This is a genomic window from Neisseria arctica, assembly GCF_022870905.1.
Taxonomy (GTDB): Bacteria; Pseudomonadota; Gammaproteobacteria; order Burkholderiales; family Neisseriaceae; genus Neisseria; species Neisseria arctica.
Genome location: NZ_CP091510.1, coordinates 1,873,103 through 1,893,498, shown reverse-complemented (window position 1 = coordinate 1,893,498; position 20,396 = coordinate 1,873,103). Strand labels below are relative to the sequence as shown.

General features: G+C 46.9%; 24 protein-coding genes. 23 read left to right on the top strand and 1 reads right to left on the bottom strand.

The genetic code is table 11. The annotated features are described in order from the left end of the window. Nucleotides 1–392: 392 nt before the first annotated feature. The 21 genes from LVJ86_RS08765 (at nt 393) to LVJ86_RS08665 (ending at nt 17,421) form a co-directional block, all read left to right on the top strand. Complete coding sequence (locus LVJ86_RS08765) at nt 393–1,307, top strand: glutamate/aspartate ABC transporter substrate-binding protein (protein ID WP_479687130.1); 915 nt, start codon at nt 393–395, stop codon at nt 1,305–1,307. Nucleotides 1,308–1,466: 159 nt separating this feature from the next. After that, nucleotides 1,467–2,210, top strand: coding sequence for an amino acid ABC transporter permease (locus tag LVJ86_RS08760; RefSeq protein WP_047761204.1), 744 nt, complete (start codon nt 1,467–1,469; stop codon nt 2,208–2,210). Between the two features lies 1 nt (nt 2,211). Continuing rightward, nucleotides 2,212–2,886, top strand: coding sequence for an amino acid ABC transporter permease (locus LVJ86_RS08755; RefSeq protein WP_047761205.1), 675 nt, complete (start codon nt 2,212–2,214; stop codon nt 2,884–2,886). 2 nt (nt 2,887–2,888) lie between these two features. Then, a complete protein-coding gene (locus tag LVJ86_RS08750) occupies nt 2,889–3,617 on the top strand; it encodes an amino acid ABC transporter ATP-binding protein (protein ID WP_047761206.1) in 729 nt (242 codons plus the stop codon). Between the two features lie 434 nt (nt 3,618–4,051). Continuing rightward, the gene (locus LVJ86_RS08745; RefSeq protein WP_047761207.1) at nt 4,052–4,357 is read left to right on the top strand and encodes a hypothetical protein; all 306 of its coding nucleotides are present in this window, start codon (nt 4,052–4,054) and stop codon (nt 4,355–4,357) included. Nucleotides 4,358–4,424: 67 nt separating this feature from the next. Further along, entirely contained in the window at nt 4,425–5,069 is a 645-nt protein-coding gene (gene hisH / locus LVJ86_RS08740; protein ID WP_047761208.1) for an imidazole glycerol phosphate synthase subunit HisH, read from the top strand. Nucleotides 5,070–5,201: 132 nt separating this feature from the next. Beyond that, entirely contained in the window at nt 5,202–5,945 is a 744-nt protein-coding gene (gene hisA, locus LVJ86_RS08735) for a 1-(5-phosphoribosyl)-5-[(5-phosphoribosylamino)methylideneamino]imidazole-4-carboxamide isomerase (protein WP_047761209.1), read from the top strand. 93 nt (nt 5,946–6,038) lie between these two features. After that, a complete protein-coding gene (locus tag LVJ86_RS08730; RefSeq protein ID WP_047761210.1) occupies nt 6,039–6,356 on the top strand; it encodes a hypothetical protein in 318 nt (105 codons plus the stop codon). 140 nt (nt 6,357–6,496) lie between these two features. Continuing rightward, nucleotides 6,497–7,264 carry an imidazole glycerol phosphate synthase subunit HisF gene (gene hisF / locus LVJ86_RS08725; RefSeq protein WP_047761277.1) on the top strand — a complete coding sequence of 256 codons (768 nt, stop codon included), beginning with the start codon at nt 6,497–6,499 and terminating at the stop codon, nt 7,262–7,264. Nucleotides 7,265–7,359: 95 nt separating this feature from the next. After that, nucleotides 7,360–8,121: a sulfite exporter TauE/SafE family protein gene (locus LVJ86_RS08720; RefSeq protein ID WP_235284606.1), complete on the top strand. Its 762-nt coding sequence runs from the start codon at nt 7,360–7,362 to the stop codon at nt 8,119–8,121. A gap of 42 nt (nt 8,122–8,163) precedes the next feature. Continuing rightward, on the top strand, nt 8,164–9,651 hold the full coding sequence (locus LVJ86_RS08715; RefSeq protein ID WP_047761211.1) for an amidase: 1,488 nt from the start codon (nt 8,164–8,166) through the stop codon (nt 9,649–9,651). 38 nt (nt 9,652–9,689) lie between these two features. Further along, nucleotides 9,690–10,088, top strand: coding sequence for a phosphoribosyl-AMP cyclohydrolase (gene hisI, locus LVJ86_RS08710; RefSeq protein WP_047761212.1), 399 nt, complete (start codon nt 9,690–9,692; stop codon nt 10,086–10,088). Between the two features lie 32 nt (nt 10,089–10,120). Then, the gene (locus tag LVJ86_RS08705) at nt 10,121–10,441 is read left to right on the top strand and encodes a phosphoribosyl-ATP diphosphatase (protein ID WP_047761213.1); all 321 of its coding nucleotides are present in this window, start codon (nt 10,121–10,123) and stop codon (nt 10,439–10,441) included. Between the two features lie 125 nt (nt 10,442–10,566). Next, nucleotides 10,567–10,890, top strand: coding sequence for a histidine triad nucleotide-binding protein (locus LVJ86_RS08700; protein ID WP_047761214.1), 324 nt, complete (start codon nt 10,567–10,569; stop codon nt 10,888–10,890). Nucleotides 10,891–11,002: 112 nt separating this feature from the next. After that, the gene (tatA, locus tag LVJ86_RS08695; protein ID WP_047761215.1) at nt 11,003–11,206 is read left to right on the top strand and encodes a Sec-independent protein translocase subunit TatA; all 204 of its coding nucleotides are present in this window, start codon (nt 11,003–11,005) and stop codon (nt 11,204–11,206) included. Between the two features lie 3 nt (nt 11,207–11,209). Beyond that, on the top strand, nt 11,210–11,749 hold the full coding sequence (tatB, locus tag LVJ86_RS08690) for a Sec-independent protein translocase protein TatB (RefSeq protein ID WP_047761216.1): 540 nt from the start codon (nt 11,210–11,212) through the stop codon (nt 11,747–11,749). Nucleotides 11,750–11,756: 7 nt separating this feature from the next. After that, nucleotides 11,757–12,500, top strand: coding sequence for a twin-arginine translocase subunit TatC (tatC, locus tag LVJ86_RS08685; protein WP_047761217.1), 744 nt, complete (start codon nt 11,757–11,759; stop codon nt 12,498–12,500). Nucleotides 12,501–12,949: 449 nt separating this feature from the next. Further along, nucleotides 12,950–13,315, top strand: a complete 366-nt coding sequence (locus LVJ86_RS08680) for a DUF2069 domain-containing protein (protein WP_047761218.1) — start codon at nt 12,950–12,952, stop codon at nt 13,313–13,315. Then, nucleotides 13,308–15,125 (top strand): PglL family O-oligosaccharyltransferase, encoded by a 1,818-nt coding sequence (locus LVJ86_RS08675; RefSeq protein ID WP_047761219.1) that lies wholly within the window; start codon nt 13,308–13,310, stop codon nt 15,123–15,125. Before LVJ86_RS08680 ends, LVJ86_RS08675 begins: the two co-directional genes overlap by 8 nt. 168 nt (nt 15,126–15,293) lie before the next feature. After that, on the top strand, nt 15,294–15,971 hold the full coding sequence (locus LVJ86_RS08670; RefSeq protein WP_047761220.1) for a response regulator transcription factor: 678 nt from the start codon (nt 15,294–15,296) through the stop codon (nt 15,969–15,971). Nucleotides 15,972–15,990: 19 nt separating this feature from the next. Next, entirely contained in the window at nt 15,991–17,421 is a 1,431-nt protein-coding gene (locus LVJ86_RS08665) for a sensor histidine kinase (protein ID WP_047761221.1), read from the top strand. A gap of 175 nt (nt 17,422–17,596) precedes the next feature. On the opposite strand, the gene LVJ86_RS08660 is transcribed toward LVJ86_RS08665, so the two are convergent. Then, complete coding sequence (locus tag LVJ86_RS08660; protein ID WP_047761222.1) at nt 17,597–18,400, bottom strand: DsbC family protein; 804 nt, start codon at nt 18,398–18,400, stop codon at nt 17,597–17,599. A 173-nt stretch (nt 18,401–18,573) separates the two neighbouring features. Between LVJ86_RS08660 and LVJ86_RS08655 the strand changes: the two genes are divergently transcribed. Both LVJ86_RS08655 and LVJ86_RS08650 read left to right on the top strand, forming a co-directional pair. Next, on the top strand, nt 18,574–19,368 hold the full coding sequence (locus LVJ86_RS08655; RefSeq protein WP_047761223.1) for a 3'-5' exonuclease: 795 nt from the start codon (nt 18,574–18,576) through the stop codon (nt 19,366–19,368). Nucleotides 19,369–19,438: 70 nt separating this feature from the next. Further along, nucleotides 19,439–20,320, top strand: a complete 882-nt coding sequence (locus tag LVJ86_RS08650; protein ID WP_047761224.1) for a prephenate dehydrogenase — start codon at nt 19,439–19,441, stop codon at nt 20,318–20,320. Nucleotides 20,321–20,396: the final 76 nt, after the last annotated feature.

The following is a 20,396-nucleotide window of genomic DNA, read 5'->3' as shown; positions in this document are numbered from 1 at the left end:
TGATATTTTCATATTGATAACAAGAAGTTTGCCACAAAAATAATTGGAATCTTTAAATTACGTGATTGGAGCGAAAAAATATGCCGTCTGAAAAATCAGGCGGCATATTTTTGTTAAGAAAAATAGTTTATTTATATAGATATAATTTAATTGTTAACAATTGAATATTAGGTGGAATGCTGCTTTTTTATTATTATCTTTTAAGAATCAAATTTATATAGTTTTTACATATTAAGCTGATTGTCAAATAAAAAAGGTTAAGTTAGCATGGTTTACATGAAGGTCGGTGAAGCAAAAATAGTATTTCCGATCGGCGACATCAACAATAAAAACTTCTTTAGGAGTAATAAATGAAACTAACTGTATTAAAACCATTCAGCCTCGCTTGCCTGATGGCTTTGGGTCTTACTGCTTGCGGAGGGGAATCTTCTTCATCTGCTCCTGCCGCCGCTTCGGGGGCAGCCCCCGCTGCTAGCGCGCAAGGTACCTTGGACAAAATCAAATCATCCGGTACGATTGTTTTGGGGCATCGTGATTCATCGATTCCGTTCTCTTATATTGCCGATCAGCCCAATCAGCCGGTAGGTTATGCCCATGATTTACAATTGAAAATTGTTGAGGCGGTGAAAAAAGAACTGAATATGCCGGATCTGAAAGTACGTTACAATTTGGTAACTTCTCAAAACCGTATCCCATTGGTTAGCAACGGTACGGTCGACATTGAGTGCGGTTCGACTACTAATAATTTGGAACGCCAAAAACAAGTTGATTTCTCCAATGCCTTCTTTGAAATCGGCACCCGTCTGATGGTCGCTAAAGATTCCGGCATTAAGGATTTCCCCGATTTGAAAGGAAAAACCGTTGTCACGACGGCAGGCACCACGTCCGAGCGTTTGCTGAAGGAATATAACGATAAAGAAAAACTCGGTATGAATATTATTTCTGCCAAAGACCACGGTGAAGCCGCACTGATGCTGTTTAACGGACGAGCTCAGGCTTTTATGATGGATGATATTCTTTTGGCCGGCGAGCGTGCGAAAACACAAGACCCTGCTAAATGGGAAATCGTTGGCAAACCTATGTCGTTCGAGCGTTACGGCTGTATGATGCGTAAAGGTGATGCACCGTTCAAAGCCGTAGTGGATGGCGCTTTGGCGGAAACTTACAAAAATACCGCTGAAATTGATGCTTTGTATAAAAAATGGTTTGAAACACCGATTCCGCCTAAAAACGTGAACCTTGAGTTCCCGATGTCGGAGCAAGTGAAAGCTATTATTGCCAATCCGACCGATAAAGCGGCCGAGTAAGCCGGCGCCAGGCCAATATATTGTATGAGAAGCAGCGGATACGCAGGCCGTATCCGCTGTTTGATTGCCGTAACGTCATATTTTCAGACGGCATGACAAATATATGGCATTGGCTTGAGGCCTGAAACCTGAAATAAGAATGAAAAAGAGGTTGTTGTAATGGGTTATTCTTGGAATTGGGGCGTGCTGTTTGACAGCACCGGTATCGGTAACGAAACCTATCTCAACTGGGTTCTCTCTGGTATCGGCTGGTTGTTTCTTATCGGCAGTATTGCTTGGATTATCGCTATGGTACTCGGTACGGCTTTGGGTATCATGCGTACTTTGCCTTCTAAGCCGATGCAGATGATTGCTTCGTCTTATGTTGCACTTTTTCGTAACGTGCCTTTATTGGTACAGCTTTTTATCTGGTATTACGTTGTTCCTAACTTTTTCCCGGAAGGTTTGAAACAATGGTGGTTTTTTGGACTTGCCCCCAACACTTCCGCTATGCTTTCAGCCAGTGTCGGCTTGGGGTTGTTTACGGCCGCCCGGATATGTGAACAAGTTCGTACCGGCATTCAATCCTTGCCTAAGGGGCAGAGCAATGCTGCTTACGCACTCGGTTTTACAACCGCTCAGGTTTACCGCCAAGTGTTGCTGCCGCAATCTTTCCGTGTGATTCTTCCGCCATTGAGTTCGGAGTTGACCAACTGCTTTAAAAACGCTTCAGTCGCTTCATTGGTCGGCGTTTCCGAGCTAATCAGCCAAACCAAAACGATTGCCGAATATACGCAAAATAATTTGGAAATATACACTTACGCCACATTGATTTATTTGGTTATCAATTTGGCACTGATTATGTTTATGAGCTTTCTCGAACGCAAATATCGCGTGCCGGGTTTGATGGCGGAGGGTAAATAAGATGGCTTTTGGTATTTCAGAACTGCAAGCCGCTGCTCCTGGCCTGATTGACGGTATCACTACTACTTTGGAAATTGTTGCTATTGCGGTTGTAGGCGGTATGGTTATCGGCACGCTGTTGGCGTTGGCGCGCTTGTCTCCCTATAAATTTTTATCGTTGCCTGCCAAGCTGTATGTCAATTTTTTTCGTTCGGTGCCGCTGTTGCTGGTATTGATTTGGTTTTATTTCGCCGTTCCAATGGTATACAACCTGATAACGGGGCAGTATCTCACCATCAATGTAGCATTTGCCTCATGTGCCGTTGCCTTTATGGTATTTGAGGCCGCTTATTTTTCCGAAGTGGTTCGTGCCGGTATCCAATCGATTCCGAAAGGGCAGGTCAATGCGGCAAAAGCATTGGGTATGACTTACGGCCAAACCATGCGTTTGGTGATTCTGCCGCAGGCCTTTCGCAAAATGTTGCCGCTGATTTTGCAACAAAGCATCATTTTGTTCCAAGATACGACACTGGTATTTGCCATCGGTTTGGTAGATTTCTTCCGTGCTTCTTATGTGCGCGGTGATCTGATGGGTTTGCTGACTCCTTATATTCTGTTCGCCGGAGCGGTGTATTTTGCTGTGAGTGCAGTAGCTACTTTTGGCGTGAAACGTTTGCAAAAAAGAATGCGGATATAAAAATGATTGAAATTAAAAATGTGAACAAATGGTATGGTGATTTCCAAGTCCTGACCAACTGTAATACCAGTATTGCCAAAGGCGACGTAGTGGTTGTATGCGGTCCGTCTGGTAGCGGAAAATCAACATTAATCAAGTGTGTAAACGGTTTGGAGTCTTTCCAAAAAGGTGAGATTATTGTTGACGGCACCTCTGTTGGAGATCCCAAAACCAATTTGCCCAAGTTGCGTAGCCGTGTCGGAATGGTGTTCCAACATTTCGAATTGTTCCCGCATTTGAGCATTGCCGACAATCTGACGGTAGCGCAGATCAAAGTATTGGGACGTAGTAAAGAAGAAGCCACTAAGAAAGGTTTGGCATATCTTGACCGTGTAGGTTTGAGTGCCCATGCGCACAAATACCCGGCCGAACTTTCAGGTGGCCAGCAGCAGCGCGTAGCAATTGCCCGTGCATTGAGTATGGATCCGGTTGCTATGCTGTTTGATGAACCCACTTCAGCCCTTGACCCCGAAATGATTCAAGAAGTTTTGGATGTGATGGTAGGCTTGGCCAAAGAGGGTATGACTATGATGTGCGTTACCCATGAGATGGGCTTCGCGAAGCAAGTTGCCAATAAAGTTATCTTTATGGATGCCGGGCAAATTGTGGAAGACTGTACCAAAGAAGAATTCTTCGGTAGCCCGCGTAGCGAACGTGCGCAGCAGTTTTTATCTAAAATCCTCAATCACTAAATACCGCCAAAGTCATGCAAAAGCCCGGGAAACCGGGCTTTTTGTTTATTAATATTTAAGATGCTGTCTGAAACTTACTTTTCAGACGGCCTTGGAAAATATAAAGAAATCATTGGGTGGAAGAAATAGAACAGCCTAATTATTTAGTTTGCCGCCATTACAAAAGAAGTAGAATGTCGAAATTTAGATATAAATCAAATATTTCTTTTTTTTATAGTTGCTTGCAGACATAGGTTGGGAAAGATTGTAATAAACACTTGGCAATAGGCCGTCTGAAACATACAATCGCCTTGTCAGATGTTTTACTATCTTTACATAAGATAAAATGAACCGCAGTTATTTGCCGGTTGTGGTTGAAGTGATGGATGTGGACTCTGAGAGACCATGTAAGTAATCCACATACTTTTCAAATTCGGAATAGTTGCTCAATTGGTATGACTCCTACTTTATTGTTGCTCATATTTGGTAAATTGCAAGAATATATCGGACGTAATGCCCCGGCTTGGCCGTGGGCACTATCTTTCGGCTTGTGCTTGGGTTTTATGGGGTTGGCAGTTGTAGGCGATGAAATGTCGCCGATTGCTGCAACAGCATTTGGTTTTTACTGTTGGGCGTATTTGATGTTCTTACGCCGTTGTCGTGGACAAAAGGCGAAATGGCTGGTCGCATACTTAATCGGCGCACTATTGCCCGCTATTGTTGTCTATTTATATTTCTCTACTGCCCACCAAAGTTTTTAGTCATTATTTTGAATAGTATTGGCAGCATGATCATCATGTTGTACTGCATTGTCGGATAAGGAAATACATGAAGGTAGCTATTGTTGATTACGGTATGGGTAATCTGCATTCGGTATTAAAATCGGTGCAGGCGGCGCAAAAATTGGCAGATGTGGCTGCTGATATTGTTTTAACGGATCAACCCGAAGAAGTTTTTGCCGCCGATAAGATTGTTTTTCCCGGACAGGGGGCCATGCCCGACTGCATGGGCGCACTACAAAAAAGCGGTTTAGGCGAAGCGGTAGCCGACGGATTAAAAAATAAGCCCTTTTTCGGCATTTGCGTGGGTGCGCAACTTTTATTCGATTTCAGTGAAGAGGGTGATACGCCCGGGCTAGGTTGGTTTGCCGGCAAGGTGAAACGATTTGCCGCCAACCAATACGATGAGTACGGCGATAAATTGAAAGTACCCCATATGGGCTGGAATACCGTGCATCAGACACAACGGCACCCATTGTTTGAGGGTATAGGTCAAGATTTGCGCTTTTACTTTGTTCACAGTTATTATTTCGCACCGGAAGATAGCCGAATCGTGTTGGCAACCAGCGAATATCCTAGTCAGTTTGCTTGTGTGGTAGGGCGGGATAATGTTTTTGCCACACAATTCCATACCGAAAAAAGCCATGATGGCGGTTTATTGCTTTTGCGTAATTTTTTGCGCTGGAATGGATAATTTGTGTAAAATAACAAAATATCTTCTTTCAGACGGCCTCTGTTTGCCAGCAGGCCGTCTGAATTTATGCTGAAAAACCCATGTATCTTCAAAAATTATTTTTGCAGATACCCCGTTATCTTTGGAAACGAAATGTTACTGATTCCTGCAATCGACCTTAAAGAAGGTCAGTGTGTCCGTTTGAAACAAGGCCTGATGGAGCAAGCAACGGTTTTTTCCGACCGCCCTGCAGATATGGGGTTGCATTGGCTCAAACAAGGTGCGCGCCGCTTGCATTTGGTTGATTTGGACGGTGCGTTTGCAGGCAAACCGAAAAATCTCGAGGCCATTAGCGGGATTTTGGCTGCCGTCGCTAAAGAGATTCCCGTGCAGCTGGGCGGCGGTATCCGTGATTTGGCTACTATCGAGAAATACTTGGAGCTGGGTTTGAGTGATGTGATTATCGGTACTGCGGCAGTAAAAAATCCCGCGTTTGTGCGTGAAGCCTGCAAACAGTTTCCCGGCCATATCATTGTGGGCCTGGATGCCAAAGAGGGTATGGTAGCGATCGACGGTTGGGCAACAGTTACCGAGCATCATGTTATCGATCTGAGCAAACGCTTTGAAGATGACGGGGTAAACAGCATTATTTATACCGACATCGGCCGCGACGGCATGATGAGCGGTGTGAATATAGAGGCCACGGTTAAGTTGGCCGAAGCCGTGAATATTCCGATTATCGCATCAGGCGGCTTAACGGATTTGGACGATATCCGCGCATTGTGTGCCGTGGAAGACAGCGGTGTGGCCGGTGCTATTACCGGTCGGGCGATTTACGAAGGCAGTATTGATTTTGCCCAAGCGCAGCAGCTGGCAGATTCTTTGTCCGCCCGGTAGGCTGGTGTTGAGGGGGTAAAGCGGTTTTAACGGTTCGATACCGATAATAATTTATTGATAAATTAAACCGTCATTTAATTAAGGGATTGTTGTATGTTGGAAGCATTTATATTGGGCTTTTGGTGCGTGTGGTCGTCCGACCGCGATATTTATGCGCTTACGGAAAGCCTTTCATTCATGATTTTGGTAGTGTTGCTGCGTACGGTGATGGCTTTCGAATTGCCTGTGATTGATGCGGCTTGGGGCTTGTCGATGACGGCCTCGTGGGCATATGTTGCCACCGTATTTTGGGGAATTAACCGTTTTGCCGGCAGTTTTATTGTTTCGCTGGCTTTGTCGGGCTTGGCTGCCGTCGGATATTTTCTTTTTACCCAAAATATCGGAGACTGGGTGCAGCTGTGGTTGCTCTAAACCATTTCCAAAAACCTTATGCAATTTACCGCTTTATTTAAAAAGTGTTAAGATACAACGGCTGTCTGATGAGACAGCCGTTTCCTTTAGTAAAGGCAGCCGGGCATTTTTTCGGCCGCCATCTGTTCCTGAGAAAAATTATGGCATTAGCAAAACGCATTATTCCCTGTTTAGACGTTGATAACGGCCGTGTCGTCAAAGGTGTCAATTTTGTCGGCTTGCGAGATGCCGGTAATCCTGTCGACGTAGCCAAACGCTACAATGATGAAGGGGCAGACGAGCTGACCTTCCTTGATATTACCGCCAGCAGCGATAACCGCGATACCATTTTGCACGTAATTGAAGAAGTTGCCTCACAAGTTTTTATACCGCTTACCGTGGGGGGCGGGGTACGCACCGTAGCCGATGTGCGCCGTTTGCTAAATGCGGGAGCAGATAAGGCCAGTATCAATACAGCTGCGGTTACCAATCCCGACTTGGTGAACGAAGCCAGTGGTTTTTTCGGTTCGCAGGCGATTGTGGTGGCGATTGATGCCAAAGCCGTGAATGCCGAAAATACCCGTTGGGAAGTGTTCACCCACGGAGGCAGGAAGGCTACGGGCCTGGATGCGGTTGAATGGGCTAAAAATATGCAGGCTCGGGGAGCCGGGGAAATTCTGCTGACCAGTATGGATCGGGACGGCACCAAAATCGGCTTCAACCTGCCGCTTACCCGCGCCATCAGCGAAGCCGTGGATATTCCCGTCATCGCTTCGGGCGGTGTCGGCAATGTGCAGCATCTGATAGATGGTGTGAAAGAGGGCAAAGCCGATGCGGTATTGGCGGCCAGTATTTTCCACTTCGGTGAAGTGCGTATCCATGAGGCCAAAGCAGCGATGCGGGCGGCGGGTATCGAAGTACGGTTATAGGTGATATGGTTTCGTATTCAAAGGCTTGTATTTATTGTCAGAAAATATAGTTTCAGACGGCATAAAAAGGTATATTGCCTGACAAAAGGTTGAGCATGATGGATTTAAGTATTGCCCAATATATTTTGCTGGGCGTTCTCGGTATTGTTGCCGGGATTGTGAATATGATGGCAGGCGGCGGATCGAACCTGATTCTGCCCGTGCTGATGATGTTCGGTGTGCCGGCGGATATTGCCAACGGCAGCAACCGGGTAGGGGTGTTGCTGCAATCGGTATCGGGATTGTTCGGATTCAATAAAGCGGGCAGACTGCCGAAGCAGGACTTGCCCGCTATTTTATGGCCGACGCTTCTGGGCGGGCTTTGCGGCGCGTTGGCGGCTTCGTTTGCACCGGTTGAAATCTTAAAACCGATGCTGCTGATCACTATGTTGAGCGTGGCGGCGCTGGCATTTTTCAAACCTTCGATGTTGTTGGTGGCGCCCGATGTACAGCCTGTGCAAGTATCCGAAAATCCGAAAGCGCGTCTCGGTTTGTGGCTGGCAGGTGTGTACGGTGGCTTTGTGCAGGCAGGAGCGGGATTTGTACTGTTGCCCGTATTGGCAGGGCTGCTACATTATGATTTGGTGCGGGCTAATGCTTTAAAAGTATGCTGCACGCTTGGGTTTACTTTGGTTTCGTTGGCCGTATTTGTTTGGCGTGGCCAAGTATGGTGGGATATCGGCTTGGTATTGGCGGTAGGCAGTATGATCGGTGCCAAAGTCGGGGTGTTGACCGCTATAAGTGTAAAGCCTGAAACATTACGTTGGGTATTGTTTGTAATGACTTTGGCGGCAGTAGTGGCGGCATTACTGAAATAATCGGGCAGGCCGTCTGAAAGACCAATGCCGTAAGGGGGCGCGATGCAGTTTGAAGAATACAGACGCTATGATGCGATAGGCTTGGCAGAATTGGTGAGAAGAGGCGAAGTATCGGCGGACGAGTTGCTGCAAACTGCTTTAGCACGTTTAGACAGCGTAAACCCTTCATTAAATCTGTTGGCTCAAGATTGGCGCGGCAAGGCTTATGCTTGGCAGTGTGCCGATAGCAATGCGCCCTTGGCAGGCGTGCCTTTTTTGTTGAAAGACTTGATGGCTGATTGGCAGGGTGTGCCGACGTTATCGGGCAATCCTCTGATGAAGCAGCGGATCCCGCAGGCCGACAGTCATCTGACTGCTGCTTACCAATGCGCCGGTTTGCGTATTTTTGGTAAAACCACTACGCCTGAGTGGGGCTTGTTGCCTTATACGGAATCAGCAATATATGGTGTTACCCGTAATCCTTGGGATACAGAACGAACTCCGGGAGGCAGCAGCGGCGGTTCGGCAGCAGCCGTGGTGGCTGGTATCGTACCCGTGGCGCATGGCGGAGACGGAGGCGGCTCTATACGACTGCCTGCGCATAATTGCGGTTTGTTCGGTTTAAAACCGAGTCGCGGCCGAGTGGATTCGGGCCCGCTGATTCGGGAGGCATGGCAGGGAATGGTATGCGAGCATGTGCTCACCCGTAGTGTGCGCGACAGTGCATTAATGCTGGATATTGCCGCGCAAACGCAGCATCATTCGATTTATGCATGCCCTCCTGCACAATCTTTTTCAGACGGCATCAAGCAGCCGTTGCGCCGTTTGAAAATCGCTTATTGGCGTAAACCGTGGTTGGGCGGAGAAGTAGAAGCTGCAGTCGGCCAAGCATTCGAGTATAGCTTGAAACTGTTGGCTGATGCGGGACACAACCTTGAAGAGGCCGCCCCTGATTTTGCCGACGCCGAACAATTGGGGCGGGCCATGCTGATCGTGTTGGCGGGAGAGTTGGCGCACTTGCAATTACAGCTGGCACAACAACTCGGCCGTAAAATCAGCTATCAGGATATGGAGCCATCTACATGGGCGTTGATGACTTACGGTAAACAGCTAAGTGCAGCCGAAGCCTATTGGGCGCGTGATTTGCTGTTGGCTCAAGCTGTGGCGGCGGAGAGGTTTCATCGGGATTATGATGTGCTGGCTACGCCTGTTTGCCCGCGTTTGACGCCGTTTGTCGGAGAATTGGCTCCCTCTGAAAGCGAGCAGCGTATAAGCAGTTTGCTATTGGGTAAGTTGGGATTGGGGCGGTTGTTAAAAAATAATCCGCTTATCGAGCGGGAAAGCCGTAAGGCTTTGGCGTATGTCGGTTTTACCGTACCTTTTAACATGAGCGGGCAGCCTGCCATGAGTGTGCCTCTGTATTGGCATGAAGACCGCCTACCCGTGGGAACACAATTCGCAGCGGCGCACGGGCAAGAGCAATTGCTGTTACAATTGGCAGCCGAACTTGAAAGCATCAACCCGTGGGCGCAGCGTGTGCCGCCTTTATAAAGGTTTATATATATAGCATAGCAGCAGAAGGAAAACGAATGGATACGCAAGCATTACTGAAGGGCGTAAAATTTGATGAAAAAGGGTTGGTTTGTGCCATTGCCCAAGATGCGGAAACCAAGCGTGTATTGATGGTGGCTTGGATGAATGCCGAAGCTTTGCAAAAAACCGCCGAAACCGGGTTTGCCCATTATTACAGCCGTTCGCGTCAAAAGCAGTGGATGAAGGGCGAGGAGTCGGGCCATACCCAACAAGTGCATGAATTGCGTTTGGATTGTGATGGTGATGCGGTAGTTATGCTGATTAAACAAAACGGCGGCATGGCCTGCCATACCGGCAGAGAGAGCTGTTTTTACCGCGTGTGGCGTGATGGCGAATGGCTGCTGACCGACAAAGTGATAAAAAGCGAAGAAGAAATTTACGGAGACAGCCGTTAAGAGGCCGTCTGAAAATATTATAGGTAGAGAAAATGAATGACGTATTGAGCCGTGTCCAAGATGTTATCGACAGCAGGAAAGAAGGCGACCCGCAAAGCTCTTATGTGGCACAACTGCTGCACAAGGGAGAGGATAAAATCTTGAAAAAAGTGATTGAAGAAGCCGGAGAGGTATTGATGGCTTCGAAAGACGGTGGTGGCGGACATCTGGTCTACGAAGTGGCCGATGTATGGTTTCATACTATGGTATTGCTGGCGCATCACGGGTTACGGGTTGAAGACGTGGTACAAGAGTTGGCACGCCGTGAAGGTTTGTCGGGTTTGTCCGAGAAAGCAGCGCGGCAGGGAGAGTGATTTTATATTAAAATCATTTCTGGTAAATATGAGATAATCCGTGCCGTCTGAAATGTTTTAAGCACGATTCAGACGGCTGTTTTACGGTTGCGGTGTTCAAAACCGCAAGATTTTGGGAGCAAATAATGAGTGACTGTATTTTCTGTAAGATTGTCGAGAAAGATATTCCGGCCACTATAGTATATGAAGATGACGAAATGTTGTGTTTTAAAGACATTCAGCCGGCTGCTCCCGTACATCTGTTGCTGATTCCGAAAGTGCATTTTGATTCGTTGGCACATGCAGCGCCTGAACACGAGGCGTTGTTGGGTAGAATGATGTTGAAAGTACCGGAGATCGCACGCTCGGCCGGTTTGTCCAACGGTTTCAAAACCCAAATCAACACTGGTAAAGGCGGCGGGCAAGAGGTTTTCCACCTGCATATCCATCTTCTCGGTACGCCGGTTTGAGATGTTGAAATAAAACGGTTATCAAAGTAAGTTAAAATAATATATTTGCTTCGGGCGGTCTTGTAGCCGGCAGTAGTTTATTTATCGAATTTTAGATTTGTAAGGAAAAAATATGGGTAGCTTTTCTATTTGGCATTGGGTGATCGTACTGGTGATCGTAGTGCTGGTGTTTGGAACTAAAAAATTGCGTAATGTCGGCAAAGATCTCGGCGGTGCCGTGCATGATTTCAAGCAAGGCCTGAATGAGGGTAATGAGGCGGATAAAGCGAAAAAAGACGTGATCGAGCACGAAAAAGACGATAACAAATCGGCTTAAACCATGTTTGATTTCAGTTTCAGCGAGCTGATTGTTATCGGCGTTATTGCCCTGGTCGTCCTCGGGCCGGAGCGCCTGCCTAAAGTAGCGCGTGCCGCCGGCAGCCTTATGGGACGGGTTCAGCGTATGGTAAACAATGTAAAGCAGGAATTGAATGCCCAAATCGAAATGGACGAACTCAAAAAAGCCAAAAGCGAATTTGAGTCTGCGGCCTATCAGTTTCGGGATGAAATCCGTAGCGTCGGTGATACGGCGCGTAGCGAGCTGAGTGATGTTGCTACAGGTTTGGAACCACCTGCTTGGGAAAGACTACCTCCCCAGCGTACACCGGCAGATTTCGGTGTGGACGAGCAGGGGCAGCCGTTGGCGCAGTCGGTCGTATACCGTGAAGCTTGGCAGGCAAACGAGGCCGAATCAATCGTACGCCCAACAGGTGCGGTAGGTTTTCAGACGGCATCTGTACACAAAAAAGCCATGCAGAAAAAGCGAGATATGCGCCCGCGATACCGTCCCAAGCCTCGGTTGCGTGTTCGAAAGAAGTGAGTAAACGGTGTCAGAAATAGAACAAAACGCCCAGCCGTTGGTTGAGCATCTGATTGAATTGCGCCGCCGTCTGATTTTGATGGTGGCGGGTATTTTGGTATGTTTTTTATGCCTGATGCCTTTTGCGCAGAAACTTTACACCTTTGTAGCGCAGCCTTTGATGGCAACACTGCCTAAAGGTACGAATATGATTGCCATTGATGTGATCACGCCGTTTTTTGTACCGGTGAAGGTGGCATTGATGGTGGCCTTTTTGATTTCGCTGCCGAATACTTTGTATCAGATATGGGCGTTTGTCGCTCCTGCCCTGTATAAAAATGAAAAGCGATTGATTACCCCCTTGGTGGTTTCTAGCGTTTTGCTGTTTTTTATCGGGATGGCGTTCGCCTACTATCTGGTGTTTCCGGTTGTGTTTAAGTTTCTTGCGGGCGTAACGCCCGAGGGCGTGAGCATGGCCACCGATATTAATAAATACCTTTCCTTTGTGTTAGGTATGTTTGTTGCATTCGGTGCAACATTTGAAGTCCCTATTGTAGTAGTGTTGTTGAACCGTATGGGCGTAGTATCGGTAGAGCAGTTAAAACAGGCGCGCCCTTATGTGATTGTAGGGGCTTTCGTGGTTGCAGCCGTGATTACGCCGCCCGATGTGATTTCCCAATTCTTATTGGCCCTGCCTTTGATTATTCTTTATGAGGTGGGTTTGCGTTTCTGCGGTTTTATCCGTCCGGTGGAAAAAAATTCGGAAGAATAATTTTCGGGCTGTATTTGCATAGACGGATAAAAATTTCGTATCGTAAGCTGCTTATATTTAGTGCTTGAGAAACTAAATAACTTGAAATTATTCAGAGGCCGTCTGAAAGCTTATTTCGGTTTTCAGACGGCCTCGTCATTGGCTGAAACAAACATATTGTCAATATTTTACGGTAGGTTTGTTTAAGGTTGTGTAGATATAGGGAAAGTCAAGCCGGTCGAAACAACAGCTTTGATTTCCTAGCCTGTATGGCGGCAGTAAGCCTGCCCGATAGAAAGGCATAGATAGCTGTTTATATTGGGAGCTTAAGGCTGGCAGACAGGGTGCAAATTTACGATAATAGAAATTTGGCAATATTTTTAGACAGGCTATAGCCGTTACAGATTGGGCGTTGCAGATGCAAATCTGATGTTTGCGGAAATAGTTTGGAAAATTAACACTTAATAAATATGATTCAAAATACAACCTCTTTAAAATGGCAACGCTTGGCTATTGTTAGCTTGGCAGGCTTGATTGCAATCAGTTTGGCTTGGGAATTGTGGTTGGCTCCGCTACGCCCGGGCGGTTCGTGGTTGGCGTTAAAAGCTTTGCCGTTGTGTTTGCCTTTGTCCGGTATTTTAAAAGGGCGGATTTATACTTTTCAGTGGTCTTGTATGTTGGTGCTTGCCTATATGGCCGAGGCTGTCATGAGGATTTTTGATGCGACTGCTGCCAGCAGGGGATGCTCTGTGGTTGCATTGGTTTTGAGCGTAATGTTTTTTACGGCTTGCTTGATGTTTGTGCGCACACAGAGAAAGGCTGCCGGCCATGTTTAATAATATTTTTTCGAGCAACCGGAGAGTTGATGATTGGCCATTGTGGTTCTGCATCGCATTAATTTGTATCGCTCCGTTTTTATCTTTATATCGTGTAGGGCCGCTTTCGAGCTTTTACCTTGAGAACGGCTCTTTGGCTGCAGCTTTGTTGCTGGTGTTTTTAAGTGCTTTTTACGGTGTATTGAATGTACGTTTGCCGGCAACAGCCGTCTACTTTTTGGTATTGGCCGCAGGTTTGTGGTTGCAAGCAAGACTGATGGGCTTGATTTACCCCGGCTTCAGTGACATGACGGTATGGACTTTTATAATTCTGGCTTTAACTGCATGGGCATGTCGTGGCTGGGTGGCTGAATTAGGACAAGATAGGGTTGTGGCCGTTTTAGCATGGGCGTTGCTGATAGGTGCGTTGTTACAGGCTGCAGTAGCGGTGATGCAATTTACGGGATGGGCTGCTTGGCCGCCTTTGCGCGGTATTGTGGCTTATCGCGGTTTGCGCGAGGTAAGCGGCCAGCTTGGGCAGCGGAACCATTTGGGGCATTACCTGATGTGGGGCATATTGGCGGCCTCTTATTTGTGGTCGCAGCGGCGTCTGCCTTTATGGGGAGGATTGTTATCAGTTGTTGCATTAACCGCCGCTTTGGCTTTGGTTAATTCACGTACTATTTTTACTTATGTGGCTGCCGTCGGTTTGCTCTTGCCCTTATGGCGGTTGAGGGCTGGGCGAGAAGCTAATCGGACAGTACTTTTGATGGGCTTGGCGTTGGCCTTGACGGTATTCATGCAGTATGCACTGAATCCGGTGCTGGCATGGTTCTCCCACGTTCAATACGATACGGCGCTTTCGCGGGTTGAGCGCAGTACTTTTGCTATGTCGGCGCGCGATATTGAATGGCGTAAGGCCTGGATAGTATTTCAGACGGCGCCATTATGGGGGCATGGTTGGGGAAGTTTGTCATTGCAAGGCTTTTCAACCAATATCTTTCCAAAGGTATATAGTACGCATGGTTTGAATGTTCTATTTACCCACTCACATAATCTGATTTTGCAATTGTTGGCGGAAACCGGGATTGTTGGTACGCTGGCAGTAGTGGGAGGCTATTTGGCGGCTATTTGGAGAATGTTCAGGCGGCCTGCCGGTCAGGCATCTTTATTGCTTTTGGCATTAATGGCGGTATCGTTGTGTCATAGTTTGCTCGAATACCCGCTTTGGTACATTTACTTTCTGGTACCGTTTGCTTTGATGATGAGCTTGTCTCCTGCTGATAAGCAGGATCTGCGCTATGGTTTGAGGGGAACCGTGCAAAATTGGGCAGGGGCAGTGGTGGTGTTGTTTTTAGCCGTAGGTATTGTGCGCCTAACAGCAGTTTATACTGAGTTGGCCGAATTCAGCCGCCAGAAAAATAGTGATACACCTGCTGATATTCTTCAAAAAACAAACGGCTTGATTAAGATTTCCGCCACCGAACCGATGTTACGCTACTATGCCCAAATGTCCCTGGCTAAAAGGGCCGATCCCGCTGACCCCATGCCGGCTCAGTGGGCGCAAGAGGCTGCAATGCAAACCCAATTGTTCAGGCCTTATGCGAATGCATATCAGAGAGGCTTTTATCTTTACCGGCAAGGGAAAACGGCGGAGGCACAGGAATGGTTGCGTAAAACTTATGAATATTACCCCAATATGCTGCCCTTTTATCGGAAGAAAATTTATGATTCGCCTTATTTTGAAGGTTTGCGCGAGCAAGTCGATTTTCATTGCCGAGCTTATGAAGAGGTAAATCCAAAAGCCAAGTCGTGTTTTTCGGCACAATAATCGGCCTGAACGGTTAGAAATGTAAAGGCCGTTGCATTCATTGCAAAAAAGCGCAAAAGCAGCAGGAAACATGCTACCTGTTGTTATGAAATGCGTGTTAAGATTGCAACTAACTGTACACATTGGTGATGCAGCCGATAAAAGAAGACTAATCCAAAAGGACAAAATATGAGTCGCGTATTACTGGTCGATGACGACGCTTTGCTAACCGAGTTGCTTACCGAATATCTTACTGCCGAAGGTTTGAACGTCAACAGCGTACCCGACGGCGAAGCCGGTGTGCAGGAAATTCTCTCCGGCCAGTATGATGTGGTAGTGCTTGATTCTATGATGCCGAAGATGAACGGTTTGGACGTTTTGAAAAACGTGCGTACCCAGAGTACCGTTCCGGTGATCATGCTCACCGCCAAAGGTGATGATATCGACCGCATTATCGGTTTGGAAATGGGTGCAGATGATTATGTACCTAAACCTTGTACCCCGCGTGAGCTTTTGGCACGTATTAATGCCATCTTGCGTCGCGCACAGCAAATAGGCGAACAAAGCAACAGTCCCAATAGTATTTCTGTGAGCAATGTGACCCTTTATCCGGCCAAACGCCAAGCGTCCATTGGGGATGCACCGCTGGAATTGACCAGTACGGAATTTAATTTGCTGGAAGTTCTGATGCGCCATGCCGGACAAGTAGTCAGCAAAGAAACTTTGTCCATTGAAGCGTTAGACCGCAAACTGGCTAAATTTGACCGCAGTATCGACGTGCACATTTCCAGCATCCGTCATAAGTTGGGTGATGCGTCTCTGATTCAAACGGTGCGCGGTTTAGGCTATTTGTTTGTAAAAAACTAAGTTGATGCAGCCTGCTTAAATGAAATTGTTTCAACGTATCTTCGCCACGTTTTGTGCAGTCATTATCTGCGCTATATTCGTGGCGAGTTTTTCTTTTTGGCTGGTTCAAAATTCGATTGCGGAAAATCATTTCCAACAGCGGCGGACGATTGAGACCACATTGTTAAGCAGCATGATTTCCGCTTTTAATGTGCGCGGAGAATTTGGTGCGCGTGAAATTCTGCGGGAGTGGCAGGATAATCCTGTTGCTCAAAACGTGTACATTATTACTGGCGATGATCGTAAGGATATTCTTGGCCGCAGTATTGATAATCGAGTGATCGATGCCGCATACAAGTTTGCCATGGAGCATCCTGATTCGCCGTTGGCGCATATCGAATATGACCGTTGGGGCGAAGAGTATCTGTTTTTTATCCGAGGTTGGAATAATCCCCAAATACAACGTCCGCCTAGCCCTCTGTTTATTCCGGGTTTGCAGTTGGCACCCATTTGGCATGAGTTTATCATTCTCAGCTTTATCATTTTAGTCGGTTTGTTGCTGGCTTACATTTTGGCTAACAATATTACCAAGCCTATCCGCATTCTAGACCGCGGTATGAGCCGTTTGGCAGCAGGTGATTTAGAAACCCGTATTTCACAACAGGTTGATGATCGTGAAGACGAGCTTTCAAACTTGGCCGTACAATTCGATAAAATGGCGCAGCAGCTGCAAAAATTGGTTGAAAAAGAGCGTCATTTGCTGCATCACGTATCTCATGAAATGCGTTCGCCACTGGCCCGAATGCAGGCAATCGTTGGTTTGATCCATTCTCAGCCGCATAAACAGGAGCAATATCTGCAACGGTTGGAAAGCGAATTGGTGCGGATGGATACTTTGGTAGGCGAGTTGCTGACTTTGTCGCGTTTGGAAACGGCTAATGTACAGTTGGAAAAAGATACTTTAAAACTGTTGCCTTTTTTACAGCAGTTGGTTGAAGATTGCCAAGCCATTGCAGAAACCAATCATCAGCATGTGGAGTTGAAGCTAGATGCTAAAATCGCCGAAGACGGTTGTGTCAATGCCAATGAAAGCTATTTATACCGCGCATTTGACAATATCATCCGTAATGCGATGAACTACAGCCCCGAGGGTAGTGCGATTATTGTAAATCTGAAGCAGGATTCACGTAATTGGATTATCGATATTGTAGATAATGGCCCTGGCGTAAATGAAGCCCAGTTACCGCATATTTTTACGGCTTTCTACCGTGCCGACAGCAGTGCCCACAAACCCGGAACAGGTTTGGGTTTGGCACTAACCAAACATATCATCGGCCAGCATAATGGCAAAATCATTGCTGAAAATGTGAAGCCCAATGGTTTGTGTATGCGGGTGACGTTGCCCAAGTGTAAGGTTCCCAAAAAAGCCGAGCCGAGATTGGCTGGAAAACCGGAAATAACAGAAGTTTGATTAGAGCTGATTGTTTTTTTATGGTAAGTTGGTTTAAGGCCGTCTGAAAAAATTCAGACGGCCTTTGGATTATTTGACGACCTTTAGTCAGTATGATTGGCTAGCAATCAAAGAATAAAAAACTACCGCTTCTTATCGGCGGTAGTTTTTATGGTTGGTTATGACTGGGATGGGATTACTGATTTTTTTCAATCTGCTTTTGCAACTCAGGCATTGGGGAGTAACCGCTTTGGGTATGGCCGTTAGGGAATACCAAAGTAGGTGTGCCGTTAAATCCTAATTGCTCGCCTAAAGACATAGTTTCTGCCACAGGGTTGTCGCATGCGGCCACCGGTTGCGGAACCTTATTTTCGCGCATCCACGCTGTCCATGCCGCGGTAGGGTTGCTTTGGCACCAGATTTGCTCTGCCTTTTGCTGTGCATCGGGATGTAGTTTGGCGATCGGCATCATAAAGTTGTAGATGGTGATGTTATTCATTTTGGCAAACTCTTGTTCCAAGCGTTTGCAGAAAGGACAGTCGGGGTCGGAAAAGACGGCGACTTTCAATTTACCGTTGCCGCGTACTTCTTTAATGGCAAGGTCTAAAGGCAGGGTATTGAAATCAATTTTGTTCAGTTCGGCGGAACGCTCTTCGGTTAGGCTTTTGCGGGTATTGATATCAACTAAATCACCTACCAGCATGTAATTGGCATCCGCATCAACATATACGACTTGATTGCCGGTTACCACAACTTCGTAAAGTCCTTTGATCGGGGTGTCGCGTACACTCTGTACTTTCAGCTTTTGGCCTTCGTAAGTTTTTTCCAATTTGGCGGTGAGGGCTGCGGCCAAGGTATTATCGGCAGGCGTTGATTCTGCCGCGGGTGTTTTTGCTTGTGCAGATTCAGGGGTTTGGGCACTGCTCACAGGCGTCGGACCGCAGGCAGTTAAAGAGAATAAAGAGGCAGACAATAGAGTTTTGAGTAATTTTTGTTTCATAAGTTTTCCGAACAACCGGATATCCGGTCATATATAAAGTTTCAGACGGCCATTATGCCGAAAAGTCAGGTATGGGGCAAATTACTGTAGGAACAGTATAAAAAACTGTTGTTGAAACTTGGCGCACTGCCGACTTCATGCCAAAATGCCATCATCCGCGGAGAAAATAACCCATGATTCCGATTTTAGCGTTTGATATCGAAACCGTTCCCGATGTGGCGGGTATCCGTTTATTACATGATTTGCCTGAGAGTTTGCCCGATGCTGATGTGGTAGCGTTTGCACAACAGCGGCGCCGTGCGCAAACAGGCAGTGATTTTATGCAGCATCACCTGCATCAGGTCGTGGCTATTTCATGTTGTATGCGCTGGGGGCAGGATAAGATTCATGTCGGTACGATTGGTGAAGCCGGTGACGGCGAAGAAACCATGATCGCAAAGTTTTTCGAGCTGGTAGAGAATCATACGCCGCAATTAGTCAGCTGGAATGGTGGCGGATTTGATTTACCGGTATTGCATTACCGCGCTTTGATTCACGGTGTAACGGCTGCCCGTTATTGGGATACTGGTGACGGTGATTTTGGCGATAGCCGTGATTTTAAGTGGAATAACTACATCAGCCGTTATCACAACCGTCATTGTGATTTGATGGATCTGTTGGCACTTTATCAGCCGAGGGCAAGTGTTCCTTTGGATGATATGGCAAAATTATGTGGTTTCCCCGGAAAACTCGGCATGGACGGCAGCAAGGTATGGGAAGCCTACCATGCAGGCAATATGAAAGATATCCGTGATTATTGCGAAACGGATGCGGCCAATACTTATTTAATGTATTTGCGGTTTCGGTTGCTGAGCGGCGCGATGGATGCCGACCAATATGAAATGGAAGTCAAACGTTTGAAAAATTATTTAAGAGCACAGGTTGACGAAAAACAACATTGGGCCGAGTTTATCGCGGCTTGGCGTTAATTGTATCAAGGCCGTCTGAAACATTTTCAGACGGCATGTCTGTTTGAACCGTATTATCTGTTATCCGTTTATGAATAGTTTAGCCCCCCTCAAACAAATCTGCCTTATAGGTGTCGGCCTGATAGGCGGTTCGTTTGTGCTTGATTTGAAACGCAAGGGGTTGGTCGAACGCGTAACAGGTATTGATTTAAACGGCGACAATCTTGAGCGGGCTATTGAGCGTAAAGTAATAGATGCCGCTTACAATCATATTTGCCCAGATAGTATAGGGGGGGCCGAATTAGTATTGATTGCTACTCCGGTTGCGACTTTGCCTGCTATCTGCACCGAATTGGCACCTTTATTACCCGGACAAACGGTGGTAAGCGATGTCGGTAGTACCAAACAATCTGCTTTGGCTGCATTTAGGCAATACCTGCCGCAGCATTTGCCGCGTTGTGTTGCGGCCCATCCGATTGCCGGTTCCGACAGGCATGGCGCATTGGCGGCGCAATTCGGTTTGTATCAAGATAAAAAACTGATTCTTTGCCCGCACGAAAAGCAAGATCTAAACAGTTTATATCGGGTGGAAAAGTTATGGCAGGCCGTAGGAGCCGTTACCTATCATATGGATGCGGCGGATCATGATGCTATTTTTGCCGCCGTATCACATATGCCGCATATGCTGGCGTATTCCTATGTGCATCAAATTGCCGAACATGCCGATGCTCAAATTTACCTTGAGTTTGCCGCATCAGGTTTTCGTGACTTTACCCGTATCGCTTCCAGCCATCCGGCTATTTGGACGGATATCTGTCTGGCCAACAAACAGAGCCTTCAGGCTTTGTTGGCCGGGCAACAACAGGAGTTGGCCTATTTGCAGCAAATACTGGAAAAAGCCGATGCAGCCGCACTTTACCGCTATTTTGAAAAAGCCAAGCAAACCAGAGATGATTGGCAGGCAGGGCAATAATATTTAAATGAACATTTAATTTTCAGACGGCATAGCCGATTACACGATGCCGTCTGAAAATTGTAGCTCATGTTAG

Coding starts and splice junctions, on each gene's coding strand:
- LVJ86_RS08665 (WP_047761221.1), top strand. CDS start 15,991: ATGAAATTGTTTCAACGTATCTTCGCCACGTTTTGTGCAGTCATTATC.
- LVJ86_RS08680 (WP_047761218.1), top strand. CDS start 12,950: ATGATTCAAAATACAACCTCTTTAAAATGGCAACGCTTGGCTATTGTT.
- LVJ86_RS08730 (WP_047761210.1), top strand. CDS start 6,039: ATGTTGGAAGCATTTATATTGGGCTTTTGGTGCGTGTGGTCGTCCGAC.
- LVJ86_RS08655 (WP_047761223.1), top strand. CDS start 18,574: ATGATTCCGATTTTAGCGTTTGATATCGAAACCGTTCCCGATGTGGCG.
- LVJ86_RS08670 (WP_047761220.1), top strand. CDS start 15,294: ATGAGTCGCGTATTACTGGTCGATGACGACGCTTTGCTAACCGAGTTG.
- LVJ86_RS08650 (WP_047761224.1), top strand. CDS start 19,439: ATGAATAGTTTAGCCCCCCTCAAACAAATCTGCCTTATAGGTGTCGGC.
- tatA (WP_047761215.1), top strand. CDS start 11,003: ATGGGTAGCTTTTCTATTTGGCATTGGGTGATCGTACTGGTGATCGTA.
- tatB (WP_047761216.1), top strand. CDS start 11,210: ATGTTTGATTTCAGTTTCAGCGAGCTGATTGTTATCGGCGTTATTGCC.
- LVJ86_RS08715 (WP_047761211.1), top strand. CDS start 8,164: ATGCAGTTTGAAGAATACAGACGCTATGATGCGATAGGCTTGGCAGAA.
- LVJ86_RS08705 (WP_047761213.1), top strand. CDS start 10,121: ATGAATGACGTATTGAGCCGTGTCCAAGATGTTATCGACAGCAGGAAA.
- LVJ86_RS08720 (WP_235284606.1), top strand. CDS start 7,360: ATGATGGATTTAAGTATTGCCCAATATATTTTGCTGGGCGTTCTCGGT.
- hisH (WP_047761208.1), top strand. CDS start 4,425: ATGAAGGTAGCTATTGTTGATTACGGTATGGGTAATCTGCATTCGGTA.
- LVJ86_RS08700 (WP_047761214.1), top strand. CDS start 10,567: ATGAGTGACTGTATTTTCTGTAAGATTGTCGAGAAAGATATTCCGGCC.
- LVJ86_RS08760 (WP_047761204.1), top strand. CDS start 1,467: ATGGGTTATTCTTGGAATTGGGGCGTGCTGTTTGACAGCACCGGTATC.
- LVJ86_RS08755 (WP_047761205.1), top strand. CDS start 2,212: ATGGCTTTTGGTATTTCAGAACTGCAAGCCGCTGCTCCTGGCCTGATT.
- LVJ86_RS08675 (WP_047761219.1), top strand. CDS start 13,308: ATGTTTAATAATATTTTTTCGAGCAACCGGAGAGTTGATGATTGGCCA.
- LVJ86_RS08750 (WP_047761206.1), top strand. CDS start 2,889: ATGATTGAAATTAAAAATGTGAACAAATGGTATGGTGATTTCCAAGTC.
- LVJ86_RS08660 (WP_047761222.1), bottom strand. CDS start 18,400: ATGAAACAAAAATTACTCAAAACTCTATTGTCTGCCTCTTTATTCTCT.
- hisF (WP_047761277.1), top strand. CDS start 6,497: ATGGCATTAGCAAAACGCATTATTCCCTGTTTAGACGTTGATAACGGC.
- hisA (WP_047761209.1), top strand. CDS start 5,202: ATGTTACTGATTCCTGCAATCGACCTTAAAGAAGGTCAGTGTGTCCGT.
- LVJ86_RS08765 (WP_479687130.1), top strand. CDS start 393: ATGGCTTTGGGTCTTACTGCTTGCGGAGGGGAATCTTCTTCATCTGCT.
- LVJ86_RS08745 (WP_047761207.1), top strand. CDS start 4,052: ATGACTCCTACTTTATTGTTGCTCATATTTGGTAAATTGCAAGAATAT.
- hisI (WP_047761212.1), top strand. CDS start 9,690: ATGGATACGCAAGCATTACTGAAGGGCGTAAAATTTGATGAAAAAGGG.